The organism is Ekhidna sp., assembly GCF_965227465.1.
In the GTDB taxonomy this organism is placed as follows: Bacteria; Bacteroidota; Bacteroidia; order Cytophagales; family Cyclobacteriaceae; genus Ekhidna.
On record NZ_OZ245746.1, the window covers coordinates 3,525,149 to 3,542,282 of the forward strand.

Sequence of the window (17,134 nt, forward strand, 5' to 3'; positions counted from 1 at the left end):
AAATGTAAGCTATAAAAAAGCCCATCTATCGAAGTAGATGGGCTATTAATTTCATTATTAAAACTATAAAGTTCGTTTCACTTCTTTTACTTCAAAGCCTTCGATGATATCTCCAACTTTAATGTCATTGAAATTTTTGATGCTCAAACCACACTCATATCCATTCTTCACTTCAGAAACATCCTCTTTGAACCTCTTAAGCTGATTAATTTCTCCTGTGTAGACCACAATACCATCTCTTACCAATCGAACCTGATTTGAACGCTTCACGATTCCATCAGTAACATAACATCCGGCTACTGTACCAACTTTGGAAATCTTGAAAACATCTCGAACTTCAATGTTTCCAGTGATTACCTCTTCACTGGTAGGCTCGAGCATTCCCTCCATTGCATCTTTTACATCATTAATTGCATCGTAAATGATCGAATAAAGTCTAATCTCAATTTCCTCAGTTTCAGCAAGTCTTCTTGCACCTCCTGAAGGTCTTACTTGGAAACCAACAATTACCGCATCCGAAGCAGATGCAAGTAGTACATCCGATTCTGAAATCTGACCAACAGCTTTGTGAAGGATATTTACCTGCACTTCCTCAGTCGAAAGTTTCAGAAGTGAATCTGCCAATGCTTCTATAGAACCATCCACGTCACCTTTGACAATAACATTGAGCTCCTTAAAGCTTCCAATTGCCAGTCTTCTTCCAATTTCATCAAGCGTAATGTGCTTCTTGGTTCTGATAGACTGTTCTCTCAAGATCTGCTCACGCTTATTGGCAACTTCTCTCGCCTCTCGATCACTTTCCATCACGTTGAACTTATCACCTGCCTGAGGTGCTCCGTCCAGTCCTAGCATTAAAACAGGGGTTGATGGCCCAGCTGTATCCAGTTTATGCCCACGATGGTCAAACATCGCTTTAACCTTACCAAAATAAGGCCCGGCAAGTAATACATCTCCAACACGAAGCGTACCCGCTTGTACCATAATCGTGGATACGTATCCTCTACCCTTATCAAGTGACGCCTCTACAACAGAACCAACCGCTGGCTTATCAGGGTTAGCTTTTAATTCCAATAATTCAGCTTCAAGCAAAACTTTATCTAGTAATTCATCAATACCTTCACCTGTCTTAGCAGAAACATGCTGACATTGATACTTACCACCCCAATCCTCAACCAGAATGTTGATATTAGATAAATCTTCCTTGATCTTCTCAGGATTAGCATTTGGCTTATCCACTTTATTGATGGCAATGACAATGGGAACTCCAGCAACTTGAGCATGATTGATAGCCTCCTTAGTTTGGGGCATCACAGAGTCATCAGCAGCAACCACAATAATGGCCACATCTGTGATCTTGGCACCCCTGGCTCTCATCGCAGTAAATGCTTCGTGACCTGGGGTATCCAGAAAAGCTACTCTTTTACCACTTTCAGTCATCACATCGTAAGCTCCAATATGTTGAGTAATTCCTCCAGCCTCACCTTCAGTTACTTTTGAATCTCTGATGTAGTCCAGTAATGAAGTTTTACCATGATCTACGTGACCCATTATTGTAACAATAGGTGCTCGATCTACTAACTCCTTTTCATCGTCCTTCTCTTCTACAATATCGGTTTCTTCCTTGGCTTCAGTGAAGTCAACCTCATAACCAAATTCATCAGCTATTACAGTGATTGTCTCTGCATCTAAGCGCTGATTGATTGACACAAACATGCCAAGTGACATACATGCCGAAATCACATCATTCGCTGTAACATCCATCAAAGAGGCTAAGTCATTAGCAGAGATATACTCTGTTACATGAAGTGTTTTTGATGCTTCTTCTGCCTGAAGTTGTCTTTCTTCTTCTGCTTCTGCTTTGGCAGATCGCTTATCTTTTCTGTATTTGGAGCGTTGAGATCCACCTTTTCCACTTCCTCCGCTTAGTTTAGCAAGGGTAGCTTTAATCTTATCCTGAATTTCCTTATCTGAAAGTTCCTCAGTTTTTCTTCCTGTCTGAGTTCTTCCTCCCCTATTGTCCACTCTACCCCGAGGCGGAGGCCCACCTGCAGACTGAATTCTTTTTCTCGGTCTTTTTTTCCTGTCCTGATTAGAATCAGAGGAAGCAACTGGTTTCGGTTTATCTTTCGGTAGTTCAATCTTATCAAGAACCTTAAGTCCGCGTAAGGAGTCTGCTTTTGCTTTTATAACCTCTTTTACGGGTGCCTTCTCTTCTTCCTTCGGCTTTTCTTCTTTAGGTGCCACTTTTACTTCTTCTTTCTTCTCAACCTTTGGCTCCTCTTTTTTAGGCTCCTCTTTAGATGGCTCTTCCTTCTTTTTTTCCTCTACTTTCTTGGCCTCTTTTACTTCTTCTTTCTTTTCAACCTTTGGCTCTTCCTTTTTAGCTTCCTCTTTGGCCGGCTCTTCCTTCTTTTTGTTCAGGTCAATTTTGCCTACAACTTTAGGACCATCAAGCTTTGTTTTTGCTGAAATTTTCTCTGGTTGTGAATCCGAAGCGACATTATCTTTTATGAGGATTCGCTCATCTTCAGATTTATCTTGAACAGGAGTCTTATCAGCGTTTATAACCAAATTGTCGGTTTTTCCGCCGATAGTGAGTTCGGACGCTTCTTCTTTATCGTGAGCAGAATCCGCAAACTCACGCGCAAGCATATCATACTGATCCTGTGGAATTTTTGAGTTCGGATTAGAATCAACTTCATGACCCTTTTCCTTCAAAAATTCCAGAATAGTATTCTTTCCTACGTTTAGCTTTCTAGCTACTTGACTTAATCTGTATTCTGCCATATAAGCACTCCAAAATTAAAGTTTATTCGAATTCCTGGCTTAGAACCCGAATTAATTCATGTACAGTTTCTTCTTCTAAATCCGTTCTTCTTACTAGATCATCAGTACTGAGCTTCAATACGCTCTTTGCCGTATCTAACCCAACTCGCTTAAGTTCATCTATCACCCAATCTTCTAGTTCATCAGTAAATTCATCTAGATCCACATCCTCTTCAGAGGACTCGTCTAACTCACGGAAAACATCGATTTCCATCCCAACTAATTTACTTGCCAATTTAATGTTCTGGCCACCTTTTCCAATTGCTAAAGATACTTGATCTGGCTTGAGATATACAGAAACCCGATCTTTCTCCTCACTGATTTTCATACTAGTGATCTTAGCTGGACTTAATGCCCTAGCTAAATAAAGCTCTAGATTATCGGTAAAATTGATGACATCAATGTTCTCGTTTTGTAATTCTCTCACAATTGAGTGAATTCTGGACCCTTTCATCCCAACACATGCTCCTACGGGATCAATTCTATCATCGTATGACTCAACAGCAACTTTAGCCCTTTCTCCTGGCTCTCTAACTACGTTTTTAATGGTAATTAATCCATCATAAACCTCAGGCACTTCTGCTTCAAAAAGCCTCTCAAGGAATACTGGAGAAGTTCTTGATAAAAGAATTTTGGGATTCCCATTTACCATCTCAGCTCGGTGAACAATCGCTCTTACTGTATCGCCTTTTCTATATCGATCCTTCGGAATTTGTTCTCCCTTGGGAACGGTCAGCTCATTGCCCTCACCGTCTGTCAGCAATACTTCTCTGCCTAATACTTGATAGACCTCCCCTTGAATAATTTCTCCAACCAAGTCTTTGTATTTCTGGAATAAAATATCCTTCTCAAGATCCTTGATTTTCTGAATTAGCGTCTGACGTGCCGTCATAACAGCTCTTCTACCAAAGTCTTCTAATTTGATTTCCTCTGCTACTTCTTCCCCAATCTCAAAATCAGGTTCGATTTGTCTCGCATCGGTCAAACTTATTTTATCGTGATCCCAAATGTCTTCCGAATTATCGTCAACAATCTCACGGAACCTCCAAATTTCAAGATCTCCATTGTCAGCATTTATAACAATATCGAAATTATCATCTGTTTCATACTTTTTACGAATCATCGTTCTGAATACATCTTCCAGAATTCTGATCATTGTTGGGCGGTCAATGTTTTTACCTCTAGCAAAGTCCGCAAACGAATCAATTAATACTGACGCTTCCATCTTACTTGAATGATACTTTTACTTTTGATTGTTTTATATCTATAAACTGAATCGATCTTTCATCTTTTCCATTAATCAAGATCTCATCATCATCTACTACTTTAAGTTCTCCCTCTAGTAGCGTTCCATCTGTTAACTCTATAGTTAAATCTCTTCCAATATTTTTAATGTATTGGCGGTGCAATGTCAGTGGGAAATCTAACCCAGGTGAAGAAACCTCCAAAGTATACTTCCCTTCAATCAGCTCTTCTTCCTCAATTTCATTCCCAATATACCTACTCACTTTACTACACTGATCAATTGAAATTCCGTTATTCCCGTCAACAAAGACCAGGACTTTTTGATTTCCTGAATTCCCTTTAATCTTTACATCAACAAGAAACAAATCTTGCTCATCTTCAATGGCTTTTTCAGCTAACGCTTTGACCTTATTCTCTAACACACTACTATCAATAAAAAGAGGGGACTGATGTCCCCTCTTTCGGAATACTTTAATGTAATTAGATACAAAGGTATGAAACTAATGTCAAAATACGAGTAATCCACCAAAAAAACTCCAATTCGAACGACAAAATGAAAATTCAAAAAAGAAATTTAGCCGTTCGTCTAAAGTTGCGCCGTTAACGTACTGATTTTTTGGAAATTATGGCTGCTTACAATAACTTTTACGACCAGTTATTGAAGTAGACTCACTGCCCTATTTTTTTAACCATAAAACCAAAGAAGTCCTAATCCTTATTAAGGTTAGCCTTAGTCTTTAAATTATCCCCCATTATGAAGTTTATAAAGCTCGCAGCTACCACTGCACTCATAGTCTCCTGCATTATTTCAAATGCCCAGGATAACTCTGTTGGTATTAATACAACCAACCCAAACCGAAATGCTGTACTTGAACTCGTTTCGCCAAATTCCAATCAAGGATTTTTGGTGCCGAGGGTAACAACAACTCAAAGAATTTCAATGAGTGCCTTGTTGTCAAATCAGGATAATGGTTTGATGGTTTTTGACACCAGTGAAAGGTTATTTTATTTTTGGAGTGAAGGTGTCTGGAAGGCAGGACTTGGACTTATTAATAATGCAAATGCAGGTGGGGATCTGACAGGAAGCTATCCAAATCCAACGATAAAATTAGGGGCTGTGGTTGAAAATAGAATTGCCGATGGAGCAGTGACAACTCCAAAAATTCAGAATAGTAGCGTTACCACAGAAAAAATCAATAATGGGGCTATAGTTGCAGATAAGATTAGTAGCGGAGCAGTTACAACTGAAAAGATCTCTGATTTCGCTGTAACCGGTGCAAAACTTGAAAACGTACCTACTATTTCGGCAGGCACTTACGGCACTGATGCATTCAATGTCTTGGAACTAGTAGTCGACCAAAAGGGAAGAGTTACTGGAATATCTGAGGTGACTATTGAGATAGGATCAGCCAACATTGTTGATGGGTCTATTCAAAATGAAGATATCGCAAATGGTACCATTACCATTTCAAAAATCAATACCGAAGGGAATGACAACTCCGTACTTACTGTAGATGGCTCAGGAAATCCTGTCTGGTCTGACAGATCTGAATTCACCTCTTCATCACTTAATCAAGACAATCTCTACATTGGCAATTCAAGCAATGTAGCTGAAGGGCTTCCTGTTGGAGGTGATATTTCTGCTCAGAATCAAGGAACTCAAATTGATCTTCAAATCAATACCGACGCAGTTGGATCGCCCGAGATTTCAGATGGTGCTGTCACCACTTCAGAAATTTTGGACGGATCTATTCAGAATGAAGATCTCGATAAGGCTAACATTCCCATCAGTGGGTTTGATGCTGCTAATCAAAATGTTGACTTAGGAGATTCACAAATCAACAACCTGGCAGATCCAACTTTAACTCAAGATGCTGCCACAAAAAATTATGTGGACACCTCAATAGATAGCGAAAATGACCTTACAGAAGGAAGCATTCTAGTCGGTGACAACACAAACAATGAAAGTGAATTAGATGCCTCGGCCGATGGAAATATCTTAATTGGAAATGGGACTACTTTAAATAGTGTCCCGGTTTCTGGAGATCTTGAAATTAACAACGCAGGTTTTACGGATTTGGTAGCTGGAGCTGTCGAGGATGATGAAGTTGATGATGATTTAACAATTAATGGCGGTGATATTGATAACACAACCATCGACGGATCCTCTATTGGTTCAAATACTCCGGCCGATGCTTCGTTCACAACAATCAACGTCAATAATGATGCTACAATATCAGGTGCACTCGATGTAGATGGAGCCACCACTCTCGATCAGGTTGCTATCAATACCACCGATGGTGCTTTAGCTGTAACTGGTAACAGTGGCGTTACCGTAACCCAGGATGCCAGCAATGTCGCTTTAACTACCACCACTTCTGGTAACATAGACCTTACTGCTGCAGATGACATCAACCTCACAGGTACTAACATCAATATCTCTGGTTCTTTCTCTCCGGATAATTTGGATGTCGATGGACTCACCCAATTAGATGAGACTCAGATCAACACAACTGACAACCCCATGGTTGTTACCGGCACCAATGTGGTGAACTTCAATAATGATGTAGGCATCCAGGTAGCCAATGGTACCGACTTAAACGGTGCTCTTGATGTAGCTGGAGCTACAAGTCTTGCCGCTACTGGCGTTGCTACCAACATTCGGGGTACACTCGATGTAGACGAAGCTGCAAACTTTGATGGTAACATAGATGCCCAGAACGGAGTGGATGTATTGGGTGGTAATCTCAATGTAACCAACAATGCAGATGTCGATGGAACTTTAGATGTAGCTGGAGCTACGAGTCTTGCCGCTACTGGCGTTGCTACCAATGTGCGTGGCACCTTGGATGTAGACGAAGCAGCGAACTTTGATGGTAACATAGATGCCCAGAACGGAGTGGATGTCTTAGGTGGCAACTTAAACGTAACCAACAACACCAATGTAACCGGAGCACTCGATGTAGATGGAGCCACCACTCTCGATCAGGTTGCTATCAATACCACCGATGGCCCTTTGGCTGTAACTGGTAACAGTGGCGTTACCGTAACCCAGGATGCCAGCAATGTCGCTTTAACTACCACCACTTCTGGTAACATAGACCTTACTGCTGCAGATGACATCAACCTCACAGGTACTAACATCAATATCTCTGGTTCTTTCTCTCCAGATAATTTGGATGTGGATGGACTCACCCAATTAGATGAGACTCAGATCAACACAACTGACAACCCCATGGTTGTTACCGGCACCAATGTGGTGAACTTCAATAATGATGTAGGCATCCAGGTAGCCAATGGTACCGACTTAAACGGTGCACTGGACGTAGCTGGAGCTACAAGTCTTGCCGCTACTGGCGTTGCTACCAACATTCGGGGTACACTCGATGTAGACGAAGCTGCAAACTTTGATGGTAACATAGATGCCCAGAACGGAGTGGATGTATTGGGTGGTAATCTCAACGTAACCAACAATGCAGATGTCGATGGAACTTTAGATGTAGCTGGAGCTACAAGTCTGGCCGCTACTGGCGTTGCTACCAATGTGCGTGGCACCTTGGATGTAGACGAAGCAGCGAACTTTGATGGTAACATAGATGCCCAGAACGGAGTGGATGTCTTAGGTGGCAACTTAAACGTAACCAACAACACCAATGTAACCGGAGCACTCGATGTAGATGGAGCCACCACTCTCGATCAGGTTGCTATCAATACCACCGATGGCCCTTTGGCTGTAACTGGTAACAGTGGCGTTACCGTAACCCAGGATGCCAGCAATGTCGCTTTAACTACCACCACTTCTGGTAACATAGACCTTACTGCTGCAGATGACATCAACCTCACAGGTACTAACATCAATATCTCTGGTTCTTTCTCTCCGGATAATTTGGATGTCGATGGACTCACCCAATTAGATGAGACTCAGATCAACACAACTGACAACCCCATGGTTGTTACCGGCACCAATGTGGTGAACTTCAATAATGATGTAGGCATCCAGGTAGCCAATGGTACCGACTTAAACGGTGCTCTTGATGTAGCTGGAGCTACAAGTCTTGCCGCTACTGGCGTTGCTACCAACATTCGGGGTACACTCGATGTAGACGAAGCTGCAAACTTTGATGGTAACATAGATGCCCAGAACGGAGTGGATGTATTGGGTGGTAATCTCAATGTAACCAACAATGCAGATGTCGATGGAACTTTAGATGTAGCTGGAGCTACGAGTCTTGCCGCTACTGGCGTTGCTACCAATGTGCGTGGCACCTTGGATGTAGACGAAGCAGCGAACTTTGATGGTAACATAGATGCCCAGAACGGAGTGGATGTCTTAGGTGGCAACTTAAACGTAACCAACAACACCAATGTAACCGGAGCACTCGATGTAGATGGAGCCACCACTCTCGATCAGGTTGCTATCAATACCACCGATGGCCCTTTGGCTGTAACTGGTAACAGTGGCGTTACCGTAACCCAGGATGCCAGCAATGTCGCTTTAACTACCACCACTTCTGGTAACATAGACCTTACTGCTGCAGATGACATCAACCTCACAGGTACTAACATCAATATCTCTGGTTCTTTCTCTCCAGATAATTTGGATGTGGATGGACTCACCCAATTAGATGAGACTCAGATCAACACAACTGACAACCCCATGGTTGTTACCGGCACCAATGTGGTGAACTTCAATAATGATGTAGGCATCCAGGTAGCCAATGGTACCGACTTAAACGGTGCACTGGACGTAGCTGGAGCTACAAGTCTTGCCGCTACTGGCGTTGCTACCAACATTCGGGGTACACTCGATGTAGACGAAGCTGCAAACTTTGATGGTAACATAGATGCCCAGAACGGAGTGGATGTATTGGGTGGTAATCTCAACGTAACCAACAATGCAGATGTCGATGGAACTTTAGATGTAGCTGGAGCTACAAGTCTGGCCGCTACTGGCGTTGCTACCAATGTGCGTGGCACCTTGGATGTAGACGAAGCAGCGAACTTTGATGGTAACATAGATGCCCAGAACGGAGTGGATGTCTTAGGTGGCAACTTAAACGTAACCAACAACACCAATGTAACCGGAGCACTCGATGTAGATGGAGCCACCACTCTCGATCAGGTTGCTATCAATACCACCGATGGCCCTTTGGCTGTAACTGGTAACAGTGGCGTTACCGTAACCCAGGATGCCAGCAATGTCGCTTTAACTACCACCACTTCTGGTAACATAGACCTTACTGCTGCAGATGACATCAACCTCACAGGTACTAACATCAATATCTCTGGTTCTTTCTCTCCGGATAATTTGGATGTCGATGGACTCACCCAATTAGATGAGACTCAGATCAACACAACTGACAACCCCATGGTTGTTACCGGCACCAATGTGGTGAACTTCAATAATGATGTAGGCATCCAGGTAGCCAATGGTACCGACTTAAACGGTGCTCTTGATGTAGCTGGAGCTACAAGTCTTGCCGCTACTGGCGTTGCTACCAACATTCGGGGTACACTCGATGTAGACGAAGCTGCAAACTTTGATGGTAACATAGATGCCCAGAACGGAGTGGATGTATTGGGTGGTAATCTCAACGTAACCAACAATGCAGATGTCGATGGAACTTTAGATGTAGCTGGAGCTACAAGTCTGGCCGCTACTGGCGTTGCTACCAATGTGCGTGGCACCTTGGATGTAGACGAAGCAGCGAACTTTGATGGTAACATAGATGCCCAGAACGGAGTGGATGTCTTAGGTGGCAACTTAAACGTAACCAACAACACCAATGTAACCGGAGCACTCGATGTAGATGGAGCCACCACTCTCGATCAGGTTGCTATCAATACCACCGATGGCCCTTTGGCTGTAACTGGTAACAGTGGCGTTACCGTAACCCAGGATGCCAGCAATGTCGCTTTAACTACCACCACTTCTGGTAACATAGACCTTACTGCTGCAGATGACATCAACCTCACAGGTACTAACATCAATATCTCTGGTTCTTTCTCTCCAGATAATTTGGATGTGGATGGACTCACCCAATTAGATGAGACTCAGATCAACACAACTGACAACCCCATGGTTGTTACCGGCACCAATGTGGTGAACTTCAATAATGATGTAGGCATCCAGGTAGCCAATGGTACCGACTTAAACGGTGCACTGGACGTAGCTGGAGCTACAAGTCTTGCCGCTACTGGCGTTGCTACCAACATTCGGGGTACACTCGATGTAGACGAAGCTGCAAACTTTGATGGTAACATAGATGCCCAGAACGGAGTGGATGTATTGGGTGGTAATCTCAACGTAACCAACAATGCAGATGTCGATGGAACTTTAGATGTAGCTGGAGCTACAAGTCTGGCCGCTACTGGCGTTGCTACCAATGTGCGTGGCACCTTGGATGTAGACGAAGCAGCGAACTTTGATGGTAACATAGATGCCCAGAACGGAGTGGATGTCTTAGGTGGCAACTTAAACGTAACCAACAACACCAATGTAACCGGAGCACTCGATGTAGATGGAGCCACCACTCTCGATCAGGTTGCTATCAATACCACCGATGGCCCTTTGGCTGTAACTGGTAACAGTGGCGTTACCGTAACCCAGGATGCCAGCAATGTCGCTTTAACTACCACCACTTCTGGTAACATAGACCTTACTGCTGCAGATGACATCAACCTCACAGGTACTAACATCAATATCTCTGGTTCTTTCTCTCCAGATAATTTGGATGTGGATGGACTCACCCAATTAGATGAGACTCAGATCAACACAACTGACAACCCCATGGTTGTTACCGGCACCAATGTGGTGAACTTCAATAATGATGTAGGCATCCAGGTAGCCAATGGTACCGACTTAAACGGTGCACTTGACGTAGCTGGAGCTACAAGTCTTGCCGCTACTGGCGTTGCTACCAACATTCGGGGTACACTCGATGTAGACGAAGCTGCAAACTTTGATGGTAACATAGATGCCCAGAACGGAGTGGATGTATTGGGTGGTAATCTCAATGTAACCAACAATGCAGATGTCGATGGAACTTTAGATGTAGCTGGAGCTACGAGTCTTGCCGCTACTGGCGTTGCTACCAATGTGCGTGGCACCTTGGATGTAGACGAAGCAGCGAACTTTGATGGTAACATAGATGCCCAGAACGGAGTGGATGTCTTAGGTGGCAACTTAAACGTAACCAACAACACCAATGTAACCGGAGCACTCGATGTAGATGGAGCCACCACTCTCGATCAGGTTGCTATCAATACCACCGATGGCCCTTTGGCTGTAACTGGTAACAGTGGCGTTACCGTAACCCAGGATGCCAGCAATGTCGCTTTAACTACCACCACTTCTGGTAACATAGACCTTACTGCTGCAGATGACATCAACCTCACAGGTACTAACATCAACATCTCTGGTTCTTTCTCTCCAGATAATTTGGATGTGGATGGACTCACCCAATTAGATGAGACTCAGATCAACACAACTGACAACCCCATGGTTGTTACCGGCACCAATGTGGTGAACTTCAATAATGATGTAGGCATCCAGGTAGCCAATGGTACCGACTTAAACGGTGCTCTTGATGTAGCTGGAGCTACAAGTCTTGCCGCTACTGGCGTTGCTACCAACATTCGGGGTACACTCGATGTAGACGAAGCTGCAAACTTTGATGGTAACATAGATGCCCAGAACGGAGTGGATGTATTGGGTGGTAATCTCAATGTAACCAACAATGCAGATGTCGATGGAACTTTAGATGTAGCTGGAGCTACGAGTCTTGCCGCTACTGGCGTTGCTACCAATGTGCGTGGCACCTTGGATGTAGACGAAGCAGCGAACTTTGATGGTAACATAGATGCCCAGAACGGAGTGGATGTCTTAGGTGGCAACTTAAACGTAACCAACAACACCAATGTAACCGGAGCACTCGATGTAGATGGAGCCACCACTCTCGATCAGGTTGCTATCAATACCACCGATGGCCCTTTGGCTGTAACTGGTAACAGTGGCGTTACCGTAACCCAGGATGCCAGCAATGTCGCTTTAACTACCACCACTTCTGGTAACATAGACCTTACTGCTGCAGATGACATCAACCTCACAGGTACTAACATCAACATCTCTGGTTCTTTCTCTCCAGATAATTTGGATGTGGATGGACTCACCCAATTAGATGAGACTCAGATCAACACAACTGACAACCCCATGGTTGTTACCGGCACCAATGTGGTGAACTTCAATAATGATGTAGGCATCCAGGTAGCCAATGGTACCGACTTAAACGGTGCACTTGACGTAGCTGGAGCTACAAGTCTTGCCGCTACTGGCGTTGCTACCAACATTCGGGGTACACTCGATGTAGACGAAGCTGCAAACTTTGATGGTAACATAGATGCCCAGAACGGAGTGGATGTATTGGGTGGTAATCTCAACGTAACCAACAATGCAGATGTCGATGGAACTTTAGATGTAGCTGGAGCTACGAGTCTTGCCGCTACTGGCGTTGCTACCAATGTGCGTGGCACCTTGGATGTAGACGAAGCAGCGAACTTTGATGGTAACATAGATGCCCAGAACGGAGTGGATGTCTTAGGTGGCAACTTAAACGTAACCAACAACACCAATGTAACCGGAGCACTCGATGTAGATGGAGCCACCACTCTCGATCAGGTTGCTATCAATACCACCGATGGCCCTTTGGCTGTAACTGGTAACAGTGGCGTTACCGTAACCCAGGATGCCAGCAATGTCGCTTTAACTACCACCACTTCTGGTAACATAGACCTTACTGCTGCAGATGACATCAACCTCACAGGTACTAACATCAATATCTCTGGTTCTTTCTCTCCAGATAATTTGGATGTGGATGGACTCACCCAATTAGATGAGACTCAGATCAACACAACTGACAACCCCATGGTTGTTACCGGCACCAATGTGGTGAACTTCAATAATGATGTAGGCATCCAGGTAGCCAATGGTACCGACTTAAACGGTGCACTGGACGTAGCTGGAGCTACAAGTCTTGCCGCTACTGGCGTTGCTACCAACATTCGGGGTACACTCGATGTAGACGAAGCTGCAAACTTTGATGGTAACATAGATGCCCAGAACGGAGTGGATGTATTGGGTGGTAATCTCAACGTAACCAACAATGCAGATGTCGATGGAACTTTAGATGTAGCTGGAGCTACAAGTCTGGCCGCTACTGGCGTTGCTACCAATGTGCGTGGCACCTTGGATGTAGACGAAGCAGCGAACTTTGATGGTAACATAGATGCCCAGAACGGAGTGGATGTCTTAGGTGGCAACTTAAACGTAACCAACAACACCAATGTAACCGGAGCACTCGATGTAGATGGAGCCACCACTCTCGATCAGGTTGCTATCAATACCACCGATGGCCCTTTGGCTGTAACTGGTAACAGTGGCGTTACCGTAACCCAGGATGCCAGCAATGTCGCTTTAACTACCACCACTTCTGGTAACATAGACCTTACTGCTGCAGATGACATCAACCTCACAGGTACTAACATCAATATCTCTGGTTCTTTCTCTCCAGATAATTTGGATGTGGATGGACTCACCCAATTAGATGAGACTCAGATCAACACAACTGACAACCCCATGGTTGTTACCGGCACCAATGTGGTGAACTTCAATAATGATGTAGGCATCCAGGTAGCCAATGGTACCGACTTAAACGGTGCACTTGACGTAGCTGGAGCTACAAGTCTTGCCGCTACTGGCGTTGCTACCAACATTCGGGGTACACTCGATGTAGACGAAGCTGCAAACTTTGATGGTAACATAGATGCCCAGAACGGAGTGGATGTATTGGGTGGTAATCTCAATGTAACCAACAATGCAGATGTCGATGGAACTTTAGATGTAGCTGGAGCTACGAGTCTTGCCGCTACTGGCGTTGCTACCAATGTGCGTGGCACCTTGGATGTAGACGAAGCAGCGAACTTTGATGGTAACATAGATGCCCAGAACGGAGTGGATGTCTTAGGTGGCAACTTAAACGTAACCAACAACACCAATGTAACCGGAGCACTCGATGTAGATGGAGCCACCACTCTCGATCAGGTTGCTATCAATACCACCGATGGCCCTTTGGCTGTAACTGGTAACAGTGGCGTTACCGTAACCCAGGATGCCAGCAATGTCGCTTTAACTACCACCACTTCTGGTAACATAGACCTTACTGCTGCAGATGACATCAACCTCACAGGTACTAACATCAACATCTCTGGTTCTTTCTCTCCAGATAATTTGGATGTGGATGGACTCACCCAATTAGATGAGACTCAGATCAACACAACTGACAACCCCATGGTTGTTACCGGCACCAATGTGGTGAACTTCAATAATGATGTAGGCATCCAGGTAGCCAATGGTACCGACTTAAACGGTGCTCTTGATGTAGCTGGAGCTACAAGTCTTGCCGCTACTGGCGTTGCTACCAACATTCGGGGTACACTCGATGTAGACGAAGCTGCAAACTTTGATGGTAACATAGATGCCCAGAACGGAGTGGATGTATTGGGTGGTAATCTCAATGTAACCAACAATGCAGATGTCGATGGAACTTTAGATGTAGCTGGAGCTACGAGTCTTGCCGCTACTGGCGTTGCTACCAATGTGCGTGGCACCTTGGATGTAGACGAAGCAGCGAACTTTGATGGTAACATAGATGCCCAGAACGGAGTGGATGTCTTAGGTGGCAACTTAAACGTAACCAACAACACCAATGTAACCGGAGCACTCGATGTAGATGGAGCCACCACTCTCGATCAGGTTGCTATCAATACCACCGATGGCCCTTTGGCTGTAACTGGTAACAGTGGCGTTACCGTAACCCAGGATGCCAGCAATGTCGCTTTAACTACCACCACTTCTGGTAACATAGACCTTACTGCTGCAGATGACATCAACCTCACAGGTACTAACATCAACATCTCTGGTTCTTTCTCTCCAGATAATTTGGATGTGGATGGACTCACCCAATTAGATGAGACTCAGATCAACACAACTGACAACCCCATGGTTGTTACCGGCACCAATGTGGTGAACTTCAATAATGATGTAGGCATCCAGGTAGCCAATGGTACCGACTTAAACGGTGCACTTGACGTAGCTGGAGCTACAAGTCTTGCCGCTACTGGCGTTGCTACCAACATTCGGGGTACACTCGATGTAGACGAAGCTGCAAACTTTGATGGTAACATAGATGCCCAGAACGGAGTGGATGTATTGGGTGGTAATCTCAACGTAACCAACAATGCAGATGTCGATGGAACTTTAGATGTAGCTGGAGCTACAAGTCTGGCCGCTACTGGCGTTGCTACCAATGTGCGTGGCACCTTGGATGTAGACGAAGCAGCGAACTTTGATGGTAACATAGATGCCCAGAACGGAGTGGATGTCTTAGGTGGCAACTTAAACGTAACCAACAACACCAATGTAACCGGAGCACTCGATGTAGATGGAGCCACCACTCTCGATCAGGTTGCTATCAATACCACCGATGGCCCTTTGGCTGTAACTGGTAACAGTGGCGTTACCGTAACCCAGGATGCCAGCAATGTCGCTTTAACTACCACCACTTCTGGTAACATAGACCTTACTGCTGCAGATGACATCAACCTCACAGGTACTAACATCAATATCTCTGGTTCTTTCTCTCCGGATAATTTGGATGTCGATGGACTCACCCAATTAGATGAGACTCAGATCAACACAACTGACAACCCCATGGTTGTTACCGGCACCAATGTGGTGAACTTCAATAATGATGTAGGCATCCAGGTAGCCAATGGTACCGACTTAAACGGTGCACTTGACGTAGCTGGAGCTACAAGTCTTGCCGCTACTGGCGTTGCTACCAACATTCGGGGTACACTCGATGTAGACGAAGCTGCAAACTTTGATGGTAACATAGATGCCCAGAACGGAGTGGATGTATTGGGTGGTAATCTCAACGTAACCAACAATGCAACTGTGGGTGGAACACTCGGAGTAACAGGAGCTACTACCACTGCTGGTATCACTAACACAGGTAATGTCGGAACGGGTACTCTCTCTACCACTGGAGCTGCTACGCTTAACAGCGCAGGAGTTACCAATAACCTTACCGTCGGTGGAGTCACTCAGCTGAATGGCACCAACGGATTGCAGTTTGATGCGGGTCAGAATGTATCCGAGATCAGCACAGATGGAACGTTGGTTGACAACAGCAACACAGCACTACCTACCGAACAAGCTGTCAAAACCTATGTCGATGCACAAGTAGGTAATCAGGATCTGCAAGAAGCCTACATCGATGGAAACACCATCACCACTTCACTCGCTGAAGGAGATGTCGTCATCACGGGTACCGAGCAACTGGTCGTTTCGACTACCAATGGAGTCGATGTAACCAACAACGCAACCGTAGGCGGTACGCTTGGAGTAACAGGAGCTACAACTACCGCAGGTATCACCAACACAGGTAATGTCGGAACGGGTACTCTCTCTACCACTGGAGCTGCTACTTTAAACAGTGCAGGTATTACCAACAATGCAACTGTGGGTGGAACACTTGGAGTAACAGGAGCTACAACTACTGCAGGTATTACCAACACAGGTAATGTCGGAACGGGTACTCTCTCTACCACTGGAGCTGCTACGCTTAACAGCGCAGGAGTTACCAATAACCTTACTGTGGGTGGGACACTCGGATTAGCAACAGGAACGACTGTCAATGACATCTCAATCGATGGTACACTTGTTGACAACTCAGACAACTCCATCCCTACCGAGCAAGCTGTCAAAACCTATGTCGATGCACAAGTAGGTAATCAGGATCTGCAAGAAGCCTACATCGATGGAAACACCATCACCACTTCACTCGCTGAAGGTGATGTCGTCATCACGGGTACCGAGCAACTGGTCGTTTCGACTACCAATGGAGTCGATGTAACCAACACGCAACCGTAGGCGGTACGCTTGGAGTAACAGGAGCTACAACTACCGCAGGTATCACCAACACAGGTAATGTCGGAACAGGTA

4 protein-coding genes are annotated in these 17,134 nt (G+C 44.9%); 1 reads left to right on the forward strand and 3 read right to left on the reverse strand.

Going from position 1 to position 17,134, the window contains the following annotated elements; translation table 11 throughout:
• Nucleotides 1-63 precede the first annotated feature (63 nt).
• The 3 genes from infB to rimP are packed head-to-tail and all read right to left on the reverse strand — an operon-like array spanning nt 64 to nt 4,493.
• Nucleotides 64-2,787, reverse strand: a complete 2,724-nt coding sequence (gene infB / locus ACO05G_RS15670) for a translation initiation factor IF-2 (protein WP_421763589.1) — start codon at nt 2,785-2,787, stop codon at nt 64-66.
• Between the two features lie 22 nt (nt 2,788-2,809).
• On the reverse strand, nt 2,810-4,051 hold the full coding sequence (nusA, locus tag ACO05G_RS15675) for a transcription termination factor NusA (protein WP_348281688.1): 1,242 nt from the start codon (nt 4,049-4,051) through the stop codon (nt 2,810-2,812).
• A gap of 1 nt (nt 4,052) precedes the next feature.
• Nucleotides 4,053-4,493 (reverse strand): ribosome maturation factor RimP, encoded by a 441-nt coding sequence (gene rimP, locus ACO05G_RS15680; RefSeq protein WP_348281687.1) that lies wholly within the window; start codon nt 4,491-4,493, stop codon nt 4,053-4,055.
• A 332-nt stretch (nt 4,494-4,825) separates the two neighbouring features.
• Here rimP and ACO05G_RS15685 point away from each other — a divergent pair, with 332 nt between their 5' ends.
• Entirely contained in the window at nt 4,826-17,062 is a 12,237-nt protein-coding gene (locus tag ACO05G_RS15685) for a hypothetical protein (protein ID WP_421763590.1), read from the forward strand.
• Nucleotides 17,063-17,134: the final 72 nt, after the last annotated feature.

Bases quoted from the DNA above. Each gene is read 5' to 3' on its own strand.
- infB (WP_421763589.1), bottom strand. From the start codon at position 2,787: ATGGCAGAATACAGATTAAGTCAAGTAGCTAGAAAGCTAAACGTAGGA.
- nusA (WP_348281688.1), bottom strand. From the start codon at position 4,051: ATGGAAGCGTCAGTATTAATTGATTCGTTTGCGGACTTTGCTAGAGGT.
- ACO05G_RS15685 (WP_421763590.1), top strand. From the start codon at position 4,826: ATGAAGTTTATAAAGCTCGCAGCTACCACTGCACTCATAGTCTCCTGC.